At 42.1% G+C, this 16,186-nt stretch carries 13 protein-coding genes, 4 tRNA genes and 1 rRNA gene; 8 read left to right on the top strand and 10 right to left on the bottom strand.

Features of this window, described 5'->3' with window-relative positions; genetic code table 11:
- Position 1: 1 nt before the first annotated feature.
- The 6 genes from FEE42_RS12240 to wecA all read right to left on the bottom strand — a co-directional run bounded on the left by FEE42_RS12240 (position 2) and on the right by wecA (position 3,419).
- Positions 2-77: transfer RNA gene (locus FEE42_RS12240), tRNA-Glu, on the bottom strand.
- A gap of 141 nt (positions 78-218) precedes the next feature.
- Positions 219-1,754, bottom strand: a 16S ribosomal RNA gene (locus tag FEE42_RS12235).
- A 170-nt stretch (positions 1,755-1,924) separates the two neighbouring features.
- Positions 1,925-2,001 (bottom strand) — tRNA-Pro (locus FEE42_RS12230).
- Positions 2,002-2,020: 19 nt separating this feature from the next.
- A tRNA-His gene (locus FEE42_RS12225) sits at positions 2,021-2,096 on the bottom strand.
- A 21-nt stretch (positions 2,097-2,117) separates the two neighbouring features.
- Positions 2,118-2,194: transfer RNA gene (locus FEE42_RS12220), tRNA-Arg, on the bottom strand.
- 160 nt (positions 2,195-2,354) lie between these two features.
- Positions 2,355-3,419, bottom strand: coding sequence for a UDP-N-acetylglucosamine--undecaprenyl-phosphate N-acetylglucosaminephosphotransferase (wecA, locus tag FEE42_RS12215; protein ID WP_059366743.1), 1,065 nt, complete (start codon positions 3,417-3,419; stop codon positions 2,355-2,357).
- Positions 3,420-3,541: 122 nt separating this feature from the next.
- On the opposite strand from wecA, the gene hemL reads away from it, so the two are divergent.
- A complete protein-coding gene (hemL, locus tag FEE42_RS12210; protein ID WP_059366745.1) occupies positions 3,542-4,825 on the top strand; it encodes a glutamate-1-semialdehyde 2,1-aminomutase in 1,284 nt (427 codons plus the stop codon).
- A gap of 40 nt (positions 4,826-4,865) precedes the next feature.
- Here the strand turns inward: hemL and glnD are convergent, their stop codons facing one another.
- Both glnD and map read right to left on the bottom strand, forming a co-directional pair.
- Positions 4,866-7,457, bottom strand: a complete 2,592-nt coding sequence (gene glnD / locus FEE42_RS12205; protein ID WP_164028749.1) for a bifunctional uridylyltransferase/uridylyl-removing protein GlnD — start codon at positions 7,455-7,457, stop codon at positions 4,866-4,868.
- A gap of 73 nt (positions 7,458-7,530) precedes the next feature.
- Positions 7,531-8,337 (bottom strand): type I methionyl aminopeptidase, encoded by an 807-nt coding sequence (gene map / locus FEE42_RS12200; RefSeq protein WP_059366751.1) that lies wholly within the window; start codon positions 8,335-8,337, stop codon positions 7,531-7,533.
- A 122-nt stretch (positions 8,338-8,459) separates the two neighbouring features.
- Here map and erpA point away from each other — a divergent pair, with 122 nt between their 5' ends.
- Genes erpA through mrcB form a run of 3 tightly spaced genes read left to right on the top strand, consistent with a single transcriptional unit; the run spans position 8,460 to position 11,517 of the window.
- Entirely contained in the window at positions 8,460-8,804 is a 345-nt protein-coding gene (erpA, locus tag FEE42_RS12195) for an iron-sulfur cluster insertion protein ErpA (protein WP_059366753.1), read from the top strand.
- Between the two features lies 1 nt (position 8,805).
- Entirely contained in the window at positions 8,806-9,159 is a 354-nt protein-coding gene (locus FEE42_RS12190; protein ID WP_164028748.1) for a YacL family protein, read from the top strand.
- A 6-nt stretch (positions 9,160-9,165) separates the two neighbouring features.
- Entirely contained in the window at positions 9,166-11,517 is a 2,352-nt protein-coding gene (mrcB, locus tag FEE42_RS12185; protein WP_164028747.1) for a penicillin-binding protein 1B, read from the top strand.
- A 294-nt stretch (positions 11,518-11,811) separates the two neighbouring features.
- Here the strand turns inward: mrcB and rpsO are convergent, their stop codons facing one another.
- On the bottom strand, positions 11,812-12,081 hold the full coding sequence (gene rpsO, locus FEE42_RS12180; RefSeq protein ID WP_005628925.1) for a 30S ribosomal protein S15: 270 nt from the start codon (positions 12,079-12,081) through the stop codon (positions 11,812-11,814).
- Between the two features lie 189 nt (positions 12,082-12,270).
- Between rpsO and FEE42_RS12175 the strand changes: the two genes are divergently transcribed.
- The 3 genes from FEE42_RS12175 to FEE42_RS12165 all read left to right on the top strand — a co-directional run bounded on the left by FEE42_RS12175 (position 12,271) and on the right by FEE42_RS12165 (position 13,677).
- Positions 12,271-12,582 (top strand): MarR family winged helix-turn-helix transcriptional regulator, encoded by a 312-nt coding sequence (locus tag FEE42_RS12175; RefSeq protein WP_237184435.1) that lies wholly within the window; start codon positions 12,271-12,273, stop codon positions 12,580-12,582.
- Between the two features lie 127 nt (positions 12,583-12,709).
- The gene (locus FEE42_RS12170) at positions 12,710-13,168 is read left to right on the top strand and encodes a GNAT family N-acetyltransferase (RefSeq protein ID WP_059366761.1); all 459 of its coding nucleotides are present in this window, start codon (positions 12,710-12,712) and stop codon (positions 13,166-13,168) included.
- The gene (locus FEE42_RS12165) at positions 13,153-13,677 is read left to right on the top strand and encodes a GNAT family N-acetyltransferase (protein ID WP_059366763.1); all 525 of its coding nucleotides are present in this window, start codon (positions 13,153-13,155) and stop codon (positions 13,675-13,677) included. Before FEE42_RS12170 ends, FEE42_RS12165 begins: the two co-directional genes overlap by 16 nt.
- Before the next feature lie 30 nt (positions 13,678-13,707).
- Here the strand turns inward: FEE42_RS12165 and hldE are convergent, their stop codons facing one another.
- Positions 13,708-15,138: a bifunctional D-glycero-beta-D-manno-heptose-7-phosphate kinase/D-glycero-beta-D-manno-heptose 1-phosphate adenylyltransferase HldE gene (gene hldE, locus FEE42_RS12160; protein ID WP_164028746.1), complete on the bottom strand. Its 1,431-nt coding sequence runs from the start codon at positions 15,136-15,138 to the stop codon at positions 13,708-13,710.
- 86 nt (positions 15,139-15,224) lie between these two features.
- Here hldE and FEE42_RS12155 point away from each other — a divergent pair, with 86 nt between their 5' ends.
- Positions 15,225-16,160, top strand: coding sequence for a Kdo(2)-lipid IV(A) acyltransferase (locus FEE42_RS12155; RefSeq protein ID WP_059366767.1), 936 nt, complete (start codon positions 15,225-15,227; stop codon positions 16,158-16,160).
- Positions 16,161-16,186 lie beyond the last annotated feature (26 nt).

The raw sequence follows: 16,186 nt of genomic DNA, 5'->3' as shown, positions 1-16,186 counted from the left end.
TTGGCGTCCCCACGGGGATTCGAACCCCGGTTACCGCCGTGAAAGGGCGATGTCCTAGGCCTCTAGACGATGGGGACAACAATAAAAGATACCCTTTTAATTATCTTTACGCAGACTATTTGAGTCAATTAGATGTTGCTCTTAAGTCACGGACTCTTCACTACGTTGTTTACAACATATCAGCCAATCTGTGTGGACACTTACTATAGCTCGTTCGGTAAGGAGGTGATCCAACCGCAGGTTCCCCTACGGTTACCTTGTTACGACTTCACCCCAGTCATGAATCATACCGTGGTAAACGCCCCCCTTACGGTTAAGCTATCTACTTCTGGTACAACCCACTCCCATGGTGTGACGGGCGGTGTGTACAAGGCCCGGGAACGTATTCACCGCGACATTCTGATTCGCGATTACTAGCGATTCCGACTTCATGGAGTCGAGTTGCAGACTCCAATCCGGACTTAGACGTACTTTGTGAGATTCGCTCCACATCGCTGCTTCGCTTCCCTCTGTATACGCCATTGTAGCACGTGTGTAGCCCTACTCGTAAGGGCCATGATGACTTGACGTCATCCCCACCTTCCTCCGGTTTATCACCGGCAGTCTCCTTTGAGTTCCCGACCGTATCGCTGGCAACAAAGGATAAGGGTTGCGCTCGTTGCGGGACTTAACCCAACATTTCACAACACGAGCTGACGACAGCCATGCAGCACCTGTCTCAAAGCTCCCTAAGGCACTCCCGTATCTCTACAGGATTCTCTGGATGTCAAGAGTAGGTAAGGTTCTTCGCGTTGCATCGAATTAAACCACATGCTCCACCGCTTGTGCGGGCCCCCGTCAATTCATTTGAGTTTTAACCTTGCGGCCGTACTCCCCAGGCGGTCGATTTATCACGTTAGCTACGGGCGCCAGAGTTAAACCCCAACCCCCAAATCGACAGCGTTTACAGCGTGGACTACCAGGGTATCTAATCCTGTTTGCTCCCCACGCTTTCGCACATGAGCGTCAGTACATTCCCAAGGGGCTGCCTTCGCCTTCGGTATTCCTCCACATCTCTACGCATTTCACCGCTACACGTGGAATTCTACCCCTCCCTAAAGTACTCTAGATTCCCAGTCTGAAATGCAATTCCCAGGTTAAGCCCGGGGCTTTCACACCTCACTTAAAAATCCGCCTGCGTGCCCTTTACGCCCAGTTATTCCGATTAACGCTCGCACCCTCCGTATTACCGCGGCTGCTGGCACGGAGTTAGCCGGTGCTTCTTCTGTGACTAACGTCAATCAGCTTGGCTATTAACCAAACTGCCTTCCTCATCACCGAAAGAACTTTACAACCCGAAGGCCTTCTTCATTCACGCGGCATGGCTGCGTCAGGGTTCCCCCCATTGCGCAATATTCCCCACTGCTGCCTCCCGTAGGAGTCCGGGCCGTGTCTCAGTCCCGGTGTGGCTGGTCATCCTCTCAGACCAGCTAGAGATCGACGGCTTGGTGAGCCATTACCCCACCAACTACCTAATCCCACTTGGGCTCATCTTATGGCAAGAGCAAACGCCCCCTTTAGTCCAAAGACTTTACGCGGTATTAGCTGCAGTTTCCCGCAGTTATCCCCCTCCATAAGCCAGATTCCCAAGCATTACTCACCCGTCCGCCACTCGTCAGCAAAGAAAGCAAGCTTCCTTCCTGCTACCGTTCGACTTGCATGTGTTAAGCCTGCCGCCAGCGTTCAATCTGAGCCATGATCAAACTCTTCAATTCAAAGTTCAATCGCTCAATAAACTGCTTAGCTATTAATATACACTACTATAAAAAGTAATAATGAATTTCTAGTTTAAGCACCTATTAAGACTTCAAAATTAAAAATATTTTAACAAGTCTATTAACAAGTGCCCACACAGATTGTCTGATTCGTTGTTAAAGAGCAAAAATGGTCGGCGAGATAGGATTTGAACCTACGACCCACTGGTCCCAAACCAGTTGCGCTACCAAGCTGCGCTACTCGCCGATAAAATCTTATAAAAAGATGGGGTGGCTAATGGGATTCGAACCCACGACAACTGGAATCACAATCCAGGGCTCTACCAACTGAGCTATAGCCACCATTGAAGATTGCATTGACTCTGGCGCGCTCGACAAGATTCGAACTTGCGACCTTTGGCTCCGGAGGCCAACGCTCTATCCAACTGAGCTACGAACGCGTTGCTGCGTCGTTGCGGGGCGTATATTAATGATTTCAGAATACCTTGTCTAGCACTTTTTTGTAATTTTTTTTTGAAAGATAATTTTTTGTGCAATTTGCATAGATTTTATAAATTTTCTGTTTATATTTTAGTTTTAAATAAACGAAAAAGAATAAATTTATCCTTTATTTCTTCTCGCTCTACGCTTTGTTCTTCTTATCCAGCGGGTTATTTTCCATGCTTTTGTAATCGAATAAGCATAAAGAAAAAATAAAATAATAAAGCCAATAAACATTATCCATTCATTTACGTAATACACTTCTCCTAAAATTCCAATTGCAGCACAAACCGCAGCAAAAAATGTAATCAACAAAAATGCCTGACGGGAATTCAAACCTGCTCGTACCATCAGATGATGAACATGTAATCGGTCGGGACGAAAAGGGCTTTTCCCTTTGCGTAAACGGCGATAGATGATGGATACCATATCAATGAGTGGAATCGCAATAATCCAAAGTGCGGTCACCGGATTCATCGGATGACCTTTACCTTGCGTACTTAGAAGCAAAATCCAAATAATCGTAAAGCCAATTAATGTACTCCCCGCATCCCCCATAAACACCTTATATTTTGTCCCCAACGGAATCCCTAGGTTTAACATGAGGTAAGGTAGCATTGCAGCAATTAAAGCAAAACTCCAATGCGCCATATCCATTTGCCCATCACGAAACATTAAAATACCAATTGCGGCAAAAGAGACACAGGACAAACCACCAAGCAAACCATCAATACCGTCAATCATATTAAAAGCATTAATAATTGCAATGGTTGCAAACACAGTAATAACCAACCCGATAGAGCCAAGCGTTAATTGGAAAGGTCCTAAAATTTGTCCAAAATGATCAAGATAGACATTCCCTAAATCAATCATCAAAATAGCCAATAAAGATTGAATTCCTGCCCGTAGAAATGGGCTAATATCAAAGCGATCGTCTAAAATACCAATCGCAAGCAATACAAAAATACTAAATAAGTACAAATAAGGAAGACGAAGTTGATCCCACTCCATTAAGTAATAACAGAGGTTTCCCATAAAAAGAGATACACCGCCAATTAATGGAATTGCGCCTTGGTGACGTTTGCGGTAATTCGGTTTATCGACCAAACCGATTTTATTCGCAATAGGGCGCATTACCATTAAGGTCAGAAATGCGCCAAGAAAAGTAACAATAAGACTTAACATAGATTGACCTTTATAATTTTTGTAAAGGATAACATAAGGAAAATTTAGCAAGAAAGATATTTTTAACAATGCCTGTATTTTTCAGTACAATAGCAGCACTTTTTTATACTCAAGGAAAAACAATGACAAATTCAACCGCACTTTTTTCTCGTGCACAACAAATTATTCCCGGTGGCGTCAATTCTCCTGTACGTGCCTTTAAAGGAGTAGGAGGAACACCAATATTTATTCAGAAAGCACAAGGTGCTTATATTTATGATACGGATAATAAACCATATATTGATTATGTTGGCTCTTGGGGGCCTATGATTCTGGGGCATAACCATCCCACTATTTTAAATGCCGTATTGAAAGCGGCTGAAAACGGATTGAGTTTCGGTGCGCCAACTCCTTCCGAAATTGATCTTGCCGAACTGGTTTGCCAACTAATGCCCTCTATTGAAATGGTCAGAATGGTGAGTTCAGGCACTGAAGCCACGATGACCGCCATTCGCCTTGCCCGCGGCTACACCGGACGTGATAAAATTTTAAAATTTGAAGGTTGTTACCACGGTCATTCCGACTCACTTTTAGTCAAAGCCGGTTCCGGTGCATTAACACTGGGACAACCAAGTTCTCCCGGGGTTCCGGAAGATTTTGCTAAACATACGCTCACGGCGGAATACAACAATTTAGATTCTGTAAAGCAATTATTTGAACAATTTCCTGATAGCATTGCTTGCGTCATTATCGAACCCGTTGCAGGCAATATGAATTGTATTCCGCCAAAAGCCGGTTTCTTGCAAGGATTACGTGAACTTTGCGACAACTATGGCGCACTTTTCATTATTGATGAAGTCATGACCGGTTTTCGCGTAGCGCTTGCCGGTGCTCAATCTTACTACGGCGTAACACCGGATCTGACCACACTAGGCAAAGTCATTGGCGGAGGTATGCCGGTGGGTGCCGTAGGTGGCAAAAAAGCAGTAATGGAATACCTCGCACCAACCGGTCCGGTTTACCAAGCCGGTACGCTTTCCGGCAATCCTATTGCTATGGCGGCAGGCTTAGCTTGTTTAAATGAATTAAAAAAAGCAGGAAATGAACAAAAGCTCACCGAGAAAACCGAAAAACTTTGTGTCGGTTTAAAAGCTTTGGCAGAAAAGTATAATGTGCCGTTCGTAGTAAATTATGTAGGCGGTATGTTCGGTATTTTCTTTACTGATCAAAAAGAAGTAACCTCTTATGCTGAAGTCATGAAATGTGATACGGAAAAATTCAAAATTTTCTTCCATAAGATGCTGGATTTAGGTGTATATCTTGCCCCTTCGGCATTTGAAGCCGGCTTTATGTCTTTAGCACATACTGATGAAGATATTGCCAAAACATTGGAAGCTGCCGATATTGCCTTCCGCTCCCTCGCTTAATTCATAAAAAAGTGCGGTTAAAATTGACCGCACTTTTTCCTTAGATTCTCCGCTCAATTACTTCACGTAAATGCGTTCTTTCCTCTAAAGTTAAGGCTTTATTCATACGATTTCTCAAAATAAAGAAATCCTCCACTTTTTCACCTACGGTCGTAATTTTTGCATTAAATAAAGTTAAATGAAGAGCATTAAATATTTGACTGATTTCCGCCAATAAGCCCGGTTTATCTAACGCAACCAGTTCCATTTCGGTATGTTCCGTTTTACTTTCGTGTAAAAAACGCACTTCTGTTCTAACCGTAAAATGCTGTAATTGGCGATTCGGAAAAATTCTAGATTGTTGATACTTATCACTATGTAATACTTGAATCAACGCATTTTCTAATTCCCGACGACGATCAAATTTTACTAACTCCCCATTAAGCTCCGTAATAATAAAGCTATCAAACACATAACCATCTTGTGCGGTGATAATTTGCGCATCGTGAATACTGAATTTTTTCACCCCAATTGTACTGACGACTTTATTGAATAACTGTGCTTGATCTCGGCAATAAATGAAAACCTCCGTTCCCCCAAAAGAAAAGCGATTCGTTACCTTAACCAATAACTCACCGGAAAAATCTACCAATAATGCGGAATGCCCGGCGATTTGTTTTGCGCTATTGCGTAGAAAATATTCATCAGGGCAACGTGCCCACAATTGATGAATTTTTTCTTCCGACATAGTTGGAAAATCAGCTTGCAAAATAGCCATAGCTAAACGGCGATTCTCTTCCAATTTTTCCGAGTAATCCAATAACGCTACCATGCCTTGGCTAAATTGTTGTTTAGTCGAATCATACAAAGAAGAAAAAAGTGAGCGTTTCCAGCTATTCCAGAGTGAACCATTGGTTGCACAAATATCCGCCACCGTGAGACAAGTTAAGTAATCAAGTCTAACCTGATTTTGTACCGTTTCGGCAAAATTCATCACCACTTCGGGATCATAAATATCACGCCGCTGAGCGGTAATCGACATCAATAAATGTGCTTCCACCAACCAACTTAATGTATTGATTTCCCGTCGGTCAAATCCATGCAATCGAGCAAATTCAGCTACATCCGCCGCACCTAATACTGCATGATCCCCGCCCCGCCCTTTGGCGATATCATGAAATAAGGCGGCAACATACAATAAAGTGCGGTCAGAAAGTCGGCTAACTATTTGATAACAAATCGGATGTTCCGATTCGGTTTCTTTATGGGAAAAACTTTCCAGCTTTAACATAACCCGCAAAGTATGTTCATCCACGGTATAAATATGAAATAAATCAAATTGCATTAACCCTTCAATTGCCTGCCATTGCGGAAGATAAGCGGTGATCACGCCGTACTGATGCATTGGAATGAAAGCACGGGAAATGGCATTTTTCTGATTAAACAAACGCAAAAACTTTTCGCGTGCAGCGGGAATCTCACACAATTTGTTCGGCAATTGTTCAAGTGCAAGTTGTAATTTTCGTAGAGTTTCAGAATGAATCGTTGCCTGTTCAAATTGGGTTAAATAAAAAAACAGATCGAGAATACGCTCAGGCTGATGAAAAAATAAATCCGGTTTACGCAAACACAAGCGTTCATTTATCAAGTCAAAATCATCATCCAATTGATGAATAAAAACATCATAAAGCGGAGATAAAAAATGCTCACGATAATGTTGAATTAATATATTACTAATCAGCGAAATGCGGTGTAACGCTTGAAAAAACCGTTTCATCATTTTTTCTACACCTTGATTCCCCTCGCCCTGAAAACCAAGTAATTCACTGACTTTAATTTGTCGATCAAACAACAAACGGTTGTCATAGCGTTTTAAAATCAAATGCAAGGCAAAGCGCACTTTAAAAAGAAAAGCCTGACTTTCTTGTAACTGTAGGTATTCTTGCGGATAAATAAAACCGCTTTGTAAAATCGCCTCCAGAGTTAGCGCCCCTGTATGGCGCAGTGCCACCCAATATAGTAAATGCAGATCCCGTAAACCTCCGGGACTATATTTAATATCGGGTTCAAGATTATAAGCAGTGTTATGATAACGTTGATAACGCTCGCTCTGCTCCTGCACTTTCGCATTAAAAAAGGCTTCTTTTGCCCAAAACTCATCACGTTTTACCAGTTCACAAAGCGCTTCAAAGTGCGGTAAATTTCCAACAAGAAATCTTGCTTCAAGCAAATTTGTCGCAATCGTAATATCCTGTTTACCGTCACTGTCACACTGCGCCAGTGTGCGCACACTATGCCCGACTTCAAAACCGCAATCCCATAAAAACTGAACAAATTTTGCGATCTTTTCTTTTTCATTAGGATTGAGTTCCCGTTCCGTCAAGATTAAAAAATCCAAATCGGAAAGCGGAAAAGTTTCTTGCCGACCATAACCGCCCACAGCAATAAGCGAGAGCTGCGGTTGTCCGCTCAACCCCATTTCATCCCATAACTTTCGCAATAAGGCATCATAAAAATCACAGCGATTTTTAATCAGTTCAAAAATGGAGTACTGAGAAAAATGTTCTCGTTCAAATTCTTTGAGATTTTCTCGTTGAATTTTGACCGCACTTGGAGTGAAAAGCGAATGGGGTTCAAAAGGAAAAAGTGTCATTATTTTAGTTGCCTTGCTATCTTTGGCTTGCACTATAAAAATAAAGCCCACAACAGTAGGCTTTATCATCAAATTAAATATTCACCATAATGCGTTGGATTCGCCCTTCCGCAATTTCTTCATCACGAATGGTCATTACTTCACAGCCGTTTTCCGTTACCACAATCTGGTGTTCATACTGTGCCGAGTGACTTCGATCTTTGGTTTTAACCGTCCAACCGTCTGCCATTACCCGCACTTCCTTCTTACCGGCGTTAATCATCGGCTCAATAGTAAATACCATACCCGGTTTTAAAATCACGCCGCCATCATCAGCATAATAGTGTAACACTTGCGGCTCACAATGAAACTCCGTGCCAATCCCATGACCGCAATATTCACGCACTACGCTAAAACCTTGACTTTCCGTATATTTTTGTACCGATTTGCCAATTTCATTTAAACGAATACCCGGTTTAACCGTACGTAATCCCACATAGAGCGCTTCTTGTGCTGCCTCCACCAGTTTTTTACTGCGTATATTGGTTTCACCGCCAACAATATACATTTTGGAGTTATCGCCAAAATAACCGTCTTTAATCACTGTGACATCAATGTTTACAATATCGCCGTTTTTCAAAATCTTATCCGAACTGGGAATACCATGGCAAACCACCTCATTAATAGAAATACAGGTCGCTTTTGGAAAGCCATGATAATTTAAGCAGGCAGGAATGACTTTTTGTTCGTTTACCATATATTCGTGACAAATGCGATCTAATTCTCCTGTTGTCACGCCGGCTTTCACATAAGGTTCAATCATCACCAATACGTCAGAAGCCAATTTGCAAGCTTCACGCAGTTTTATCACTTCTTTTTCGGTTCTTAATGGAATAGTCATTTTATTCCCTCACTTAATACAACGGGGTGCGGATTATAGCACGATTTCCGTGAAAAATCTTGAATGCATTAGTCGGTTATTGGATAATAGCCCAATTCAAATTTAGGAAAGTGGGAAATATTATGACAGATAATATTGCTGTGCCGCTAACATTTACCGATGCGGCAGCGAATAAAGTAAAAAGTTTAATTAGCGAGGAAGAAAATAGTGCCCTCAAACTTCGTGTGTACATCACCGGCGGTGGTTGCAGCGGTTTCCAATATGGTTTTACCTTTGATGAAAAAGTAAACGAGGGGGACTTAACCATTGAAAAATCCGGTGTTCAGCTTGTGATTGATCCAATGAGTTTACAATACTTAATCGGTGGTACGGTGGATTATATCGAAGGATTGGAAGGCTCCCGTTTCGTCGTAGATAATCCGAACGCCACCAGCACTTGCGGCTGTGGCTCGTCTTTTAGCATTTAACATGGATTTTCAATTTACCTCTCACCAAGGCAATATTTCAGCGAAATGCTCAATGGAACATATAGCTCTTGCAAACTGGTTTAATACTGAAGTGCGGTCAAATCCAACAGCGATTTTGACCGCACTTTCTACTGCACGGCAATTAACCGAAAACCAAGAAAAACGCTTAATCGGTGCGGAATACTCACTCTTTCTCAATGCTGACGAAGTAATGGTGCGTGCCAATAATCTTGTTATAGAATCCGAGACAATATTAGAAGATAATTTCCATTATTATGATGAAGAAAGTATCGCTTTTTGCGGTACACAAGATTTTATTCATTTTCTTGAAGCCTATATTGATTTTATCAAATAACCCGCTATGACCACAGAAAATCACGAACAAGAAGAAAATCAACAGACGAATCCAAGAAAACGTCGCGCTTTTAAGATGTTTCTACTCAAAGCCGGTTTCACAGCAACCGTCCTTGCAATATTTTATGGCGGCTATTTGGATTGGCAAATTCGTTCAAAAATGGATGGGCAAATTTGGCATTTACCGGCCGAAGTATATAGCCGTATTGAACGTGTCAAAATCGCCGATAATCTTGCGTTTGATGAAGTCGTTCGAATTTTGCTTGATAACGAATACCGTCAAACAACGATGGTTGCAGCACCCGGCGATTTTAAATTAGAAGATGACACTATCGTGGTTCTACGCCGTGCTTTCCCTTTCCCTGACAAACCTGAACCGCAACGGGTATTACGCCTGCGTTTTAGCGACAATAAATTAAGCCGAATTGAAGATCTTGTCGCAGTACAAGCTATTGATGAATTTCGCCTTGCTCCTAAACTTATCGCGATGTTGGAATCAGACAACGAAGATCGTCTTGCGATTCCCCTACAAAATTACCCGCGTTTATTGATTGACGCGCTAATTTTAACTGAGGATCGCCGTTTTTACGAACATAGCGGGATCAATCCTATTGGGATCATACGCGCATTAATTGCCAATGTTCGTGCCGGACAAACCGTACAAGGCGGCAGCACATTAACCCAACAATTAGTCAAAAACCTTTTTTTATCAAGCGAACGTACTATTACACGCAAAGCCAATGAAGCGTTAATGTCCCTCATTTTAGACTGGCGTTATAACAAAAACCGTATCCTTGAAACCTACCTCAATGAAATTTACCTCGGGCAAAATGGTGATACTCAAATCCATGGTTTTGAACTTGCCAGTCAATTTTATTTCGGGCGTTCCATTCGTGAAATTAGCCTTGATCAAATTGCCTTATTAGTGGGCATGGTAAAAGGCCCTTCCCTATATAATCCTTGGCGTAACCCGCAAAATGCCCTTGAACGCCGTAATGTAGTACTAAAGTTAATGCTGGATCATCAAATGATCGGTGGCGAGCTTTATGAATTACTCAGTAAACGCCCGCTCGGCGTGCAAGCCAAAGGACAAATTTCACGTAAATATCCGGCATTTATTCAAACCTTACAAAGTGATTTACGCCGCCAACTTGGCGATCTCAAAATATCCGGTTTACTCGGTGCACGCATTTTCACCACAATGGATTTAAAACAACAAGAACAATCGGAAAATGCCGTGGTAAATACGGTTTCTAAATTGCAAGTACAAACGAAAAATCCTCATTTAGAAGGGGCGATGATTGTGGCTGATTATCACACCGGCGAAATTCGTTCGGTCGTAGGCGGATTACAAACACAGTATGCCGGTTTCAACCGTGCATTAATGGCAAAACGCCAAATTGGCTCACTGGTAAAACCGTCCATTTATTTGGCCGCACTTTCCAACCCCGAACAATTCCGTTTGAACACGCCGATTAATAACCAACCGATCACAATTAATATAAAAGGGAGCCCGCCTTGGCAACCGCGTAACTATGATCGTAAATATAGCGGTTCGGTAATGCTGATGGATGCGCTCGCCCGTTCGTTAAATATCCCAACGGTGAATATTGGTATGAAAGTGGGTTTGAAAAATGTTATCGACACACAAAAAGCGATGGGCTGGGATAATGTAGAAATCCCTAAAGTGCCTGCGATGTTGCTTGGCGCTTATACGATTTCACCTTATGACGTAACAAAACTTTATCAGACTATTGCAAACCAAGGCGGTAGGATTGAATTAACCACGATAGACAGTATCACCGATCGTCAAGGCAATCTGATTTATCAGCATGATAAAAGCGCTAAGCAAGTGGTGCCACAAGAGGCGGCATTCCAAACTTTATTCGCTATGCAAAAGACTGTCGAACGCGGCACGGCACGCAGCCTACAAAATGATTATGCCGGACTTCAACTTGCCGGTAAAACCGGAACGACAAATGATGCGCGAGATACTTGGTTTGTTGGAATTGACGGGCGAAATGTCAGCACCATCTGGCTGGGACGCGATGATAACGGAGAAACTAAACTCACCGGAGCCTCCGGCGCATTACAAATTTATAAAGACTATCTCAACCGTGTTTATATTGAAAAATTAAAACTGCAAAAGCCCGCCGCAATAAAATGGGTTGGCATTAGCCAATATGGCAGTTGGGATTGCGGCAGCAGCCGAATTATTCCTGTCTGGGCGAATAAAGGACAAAGTTTTTGCTCGTCTTCAGCGACAGATTCTCTTTCCCCAACTAATCAATCAACCCCTAGTGGTAGCTTATGGGAGGTGTTAGATAACATCCCCATTGAAGAAGCAAAACCCGAATAGTAAAAGTGCGGTTAATTTCGACCGCACTTTTTATTTTTTCCGGCATTATGTGGCAAATGCACAATTTAAGGAACGCCACGCCGGCGTTCGCCGTACAATTTTTTGAAATCATTTGATTTTTACGGATGCCAGCGTGGCGTCCCTACCAATGAGATAAAATCTAAGTTTATGCAGCTGCTACGTAATACCGATTTTTTCACGGTACGATGTGACAAAAACAACTATTTCAATATACTGTAGATACAAAAAGCCCTCAAAAATTGAGGGCTAAATTGTTTTTTATCGTAATAAAAATTAGCGACGTAAACCTAAACGTGCGATGGTGCTTTGATATAAAGCAAGATCCGTACGTTTTAAGTAGTCTAAAAGTTTACGACGACGAGAAACCATACGTAATAAACCACGACGACCATGGTGGTCTTTTTTATGCTCTGCAAAGTGAGCTTGTAAGTGGTTGATTTGTGCAGTTAATAATGCGATTTGAACTTCGGAAGAACCGGTATCTTTCGCATCGCGACCAAATTCAGCAACGATTGCCGCTTTTTTTTCAGTACTTAGAGACATTTTTTACTCCTAAAAGGTAGTGTTGTTGATACATCATTCGCCGATCTCTAACCCAGCGATGACAAGGAATTGGCATTCTATCTATTGTGTATGGTAAAAGCAAGTAATACCTACCATATCCCCCATCACGCTCTTTATTTAATCTTATTTCGTACTAAAATACCAAAAAACACCGAAATAGGACTAATAATGCTAACACAATTCGATAAACTTTCTGATCTTTCAGCAAAACTATCCTCTCTCTATGCAAATTGGGCGAAACAGCGAGGCATCACCTTAAACGAACTCCATTTTCTCTACCATATTGGACGCAATGGGACATCTTCCCCAACAGCCATTGGGGAACGTTGGAGTTTACCAAAACAAACCGTTACATCAATCTGTAAACAACTTGATAGCAAAGGCTATCTTCAATTTATCACCGATGAAAAAGATAAACGCAGCAAACAAATTGGATTGACCGAACAAGGCAAAATGTTTATTGAGCCAATCATCTCATAGATTACTCAAATTGAATGGCAAACCGAACAGCAATATTCTCCCGAAAAATTGACCGCACTTTTAACAGAGGTTGAGCAGTTACTCAATATTTTTTCACACCAACTTAACCAAAAACGAGGAGATGACAATGAATATTCTAATTAGAAAAGCTCAACGGCAAGATTGCAACAAAATGTGGCGTTTAATGAAAGAACTCGCCATTTTTGAACACTATATTGATAGCTTTGCAATTACACCTGAAATTGTAGAAGAATGTGGTTTTAATAAAAATCCGCCGGATTTTTATTGTCTCGTTGCCGCTGATAAGGAAAATATTGTTGGCATTGCCGTTTATTATTTTCTGCCTTATACCGCTCAAAACCGCCCTGCTATTTATCTCAAAGAACTCTATATTGACGAACATTACCGTGGACAACAAATCGGTGAAAAATTAATGCAAGCCCTAAAAGTAGAAGCTCAAAATCACGGTTGCCTGCAAATAAAATGGACGGTTGCTCCTTGGAATGAAGCCGGAAAGCATTTTTACGAGAAGTTAGGAGCACAACAAAATAACGAATGGTTAAATTACGAATGGAAAATCAATTAAATATTAGGAAACTCACCTTAAACGATCTTGAATCGCTCCAAACGCTAGGCAAACAAACTTTTTTTGAGACTTTCGTCGGCACTTGTAGCGATGAAGATATGCAACATTATTTAGAAAATAGCTTTAATCTCACCCAACTTGAGAGCGAATTAAAAAATGAAGAAATGCATTTTTATGTCGCAGAGCAACAAGGAGAAATGCTCGGCTATCTCAAAGTCAATTTCGGCGCAGCGCAAACGGAATTACAAGATCCAAGTGCGGTAGAAATTCAGCGTATTTATGTATTAAATCAATATCACGGCAAAGGCGTGGGGCAAGTCTTGTATCGCAAAGCCTTAAAACTTGCCGAGCAACATCAGGCGGATTATATCTGGCTTGGCGTATGGGAGCATAATTACAAAGCACAAAATTTCTATCGAAAAAACGGCTTCGTCAAATTTGATAAGCATACTTTTATGATGGGAACCGATCCGCAAACAGATATTATGATGAAAAAAACATTAAAGTAAAAAGGTTGGAATTTTCCAACCTTTCCTCTATTAATCTTTTAGCAATTTAATTTTCTCAATCACATTTGTGGTGGAACAACCGTTTTCAAAATTTAGCACTTTCACCTCCCCGCCATTTGCCCAAACTTCTTGGCTACCGGCAATCTCTTCCGGTTTATAATCACCGCCTTTCACTAATAAATCCGGTAATACATCACCAATCAAGCGTTGCGGCGTATCTTCCGTAAAAGGAACAAGCCAATCTACCGACGATAATCCTGCCAATACAGCCATACGGGTATCAAGATTGTTGATAGGGCGACTTTCGCCTTTTAATCGTTTTACAGATTCATCACTGTTTACCGCAACGATTAAACGATCCCCCAATTTACGGGCATTTTCAAGATAAGACACGTGTCCCGGGTGCAAAATATCAAAACAGCCATTTGTCATCACAATTTTTTCACCACGGGCTTTCGCTTGTGCGACAACCTCTTTGAGCTGTGTTTCAGTCATGATACCGAAACCGCTTTCCGGACGGGCGTGAATCGCATTTTCAAGTTCCACATTAGACACTGTTGAAGTACCCAATTTACCTACTACAATACCCGCGGCGACATTCGCCAAATAACAGGCTTCTTCAAAAGAACGGGCATCTGCCAGAGCTGTCGCCAACACACTAATTACCGTATCGCCTGCGCCAGTTACATCAAAGACTTCTTTCGCCACCGTTGGCAAATGATAAGGCTCTTGATTTGGACGAAGTAAGGTCATCCCTTTTTCGGAACGGGTGATCAAAAGTGCGGTCAATTCGATGTCTGAAATCAATTTCAAGCCTTTTTCAATGATTTCTTCTTCCGTATTGCACTTGCCCACTACGGCTTCAAATTCCGTCATATTTGGTGTGAGTAAGGTCGCCCCACGGTAACGCTCAAAATCCGTGCCTTTCGGATCAATTAACACTGGCACATTAGCTTTACGTGCAATCCGAATCATTTTTTGCACTTCTTTTAACGTACCTTTGCCATAATCGGAAAGCACTAAAGCACCGTAATTTTTGACCGCACTTTCCAGTTTAGCAAGTAAATCCTGACAATCTACATTATTAAAATCTTCTTCAAAATCAAGGCGTAAAAGCTGCTGATGACGGGATAAAATACGCAATTTGGTAATCGTCGGATGGCTGCTTAATGCCACAAAATTACAATCAATATGTTGATCGTTCAGCAAATCAGATAACGCCGCGCTGGTCTCATCCTGCCCAATTAATCCCATCAACTGAACCGGTACATTCAGTGAAGCGATATTCATCGCGACATTCGCCGCCCCACCGGCACGTTCCTCATTTTCTTGCACACGTACCACCGGCACCGGTGCCTCCGGTGAAATTCGGTTGGTTGCGCCAAACCAATAACGATCAAGCATTACATCGCCTAATACAAGGACTTTTGCCTGTTTAAATTCTGCTAAATACTGAGCCATGCTATTCTCTCTTGTAAAAAATTGGCGTGATTTTACCACAAGTCATTTTTGCGTTAAACTACCGCGCAATTTCACGGAGAATGATAATGAAAAATAACAAACTCCCTACATTTCAACGTGCTTTTCTTGCGCCTAAATATTGGGGATTCTGGTTTGGCGTTGCCCTTTGGCGTGCAATTTTACTCCTACCCTACCCGATTTTACGCCACATTGGTAACGGCTTGGGGTGGCTTTTTTCCCACTTAAAAATCGGCAAACGCCGTGTCGCGATTACACGCCGCAATCTTGAGCTTTGCTTTCCCGATATGCCGGAAAATGAACGGGAAATCCTATTACAAGAAAATTTGCGTGCCGTCGGCATGGCAATTATTGAAACCGGTATGGCATGGTTTTGGTCTGATGCGCGCATAAAGAAGTGGTCGAAAATTGAGGGGCTACATCATCTAAAAGATCATCAACAGGACGGCATTATTTTTGTGGGGGTACATTTTCTCACCTTAGAGCTCGGTGCCCGTATTGTGGGGTTACATCACCCCGGATTAGGGGTATATCGCCCGAATGACAACCCGCTTTTGGACTGGTTACAAACACAAGGACGCTTGCGTTCTAACAAGGATATGTTGGATCGTAAAGATCTTCGCGGCATGATTAAAGCGTTACGCCATGGGGAAACCATTTGGTATGCGCCAGATCACGATTATGGCCGAAAAAATGCCGTATTTGTGCCGTTTTTTGCCGTACCCGACGCTTGTACCACCACCGGCAGCTACTATTTATTAAAATCCTCTCCGAAAAGCAAAATCATCCCCTTTGCGCCACTTCGCAATCGAGACGGTTCCGGCTATACGGTAAGCATTTCGCCACCGGTAGATTTCACGGATTTAGAGGAGGAAACGAGCATTAGCACACGAATGAACCGCCTGGTAGAAAAAGAAATTCTGAAAGGCATAGAGCAATATATGTGGCTACATCGTCGTTTTAAAACACGCCCGAATGAAAGTGATCCAAGTTTATATAACTAAAAAGTGCGGTCGAAAATAACCGCACT

The sequence above is a fragment of the Rodentibacter caecimuris genome, assembly GCF_010587025.1.
Lineage (GTDB): Bacteria > Pseudomonadota > Gammaproteobacteria > Enterobacterales > Pasteurellaceae > Rodentibacter > Rodentibacter caecimuris.
Note: the sequence above shows the minus strand (reverse complement) of the source record. Positions and strands in the feature narration are given on the sequence as shown.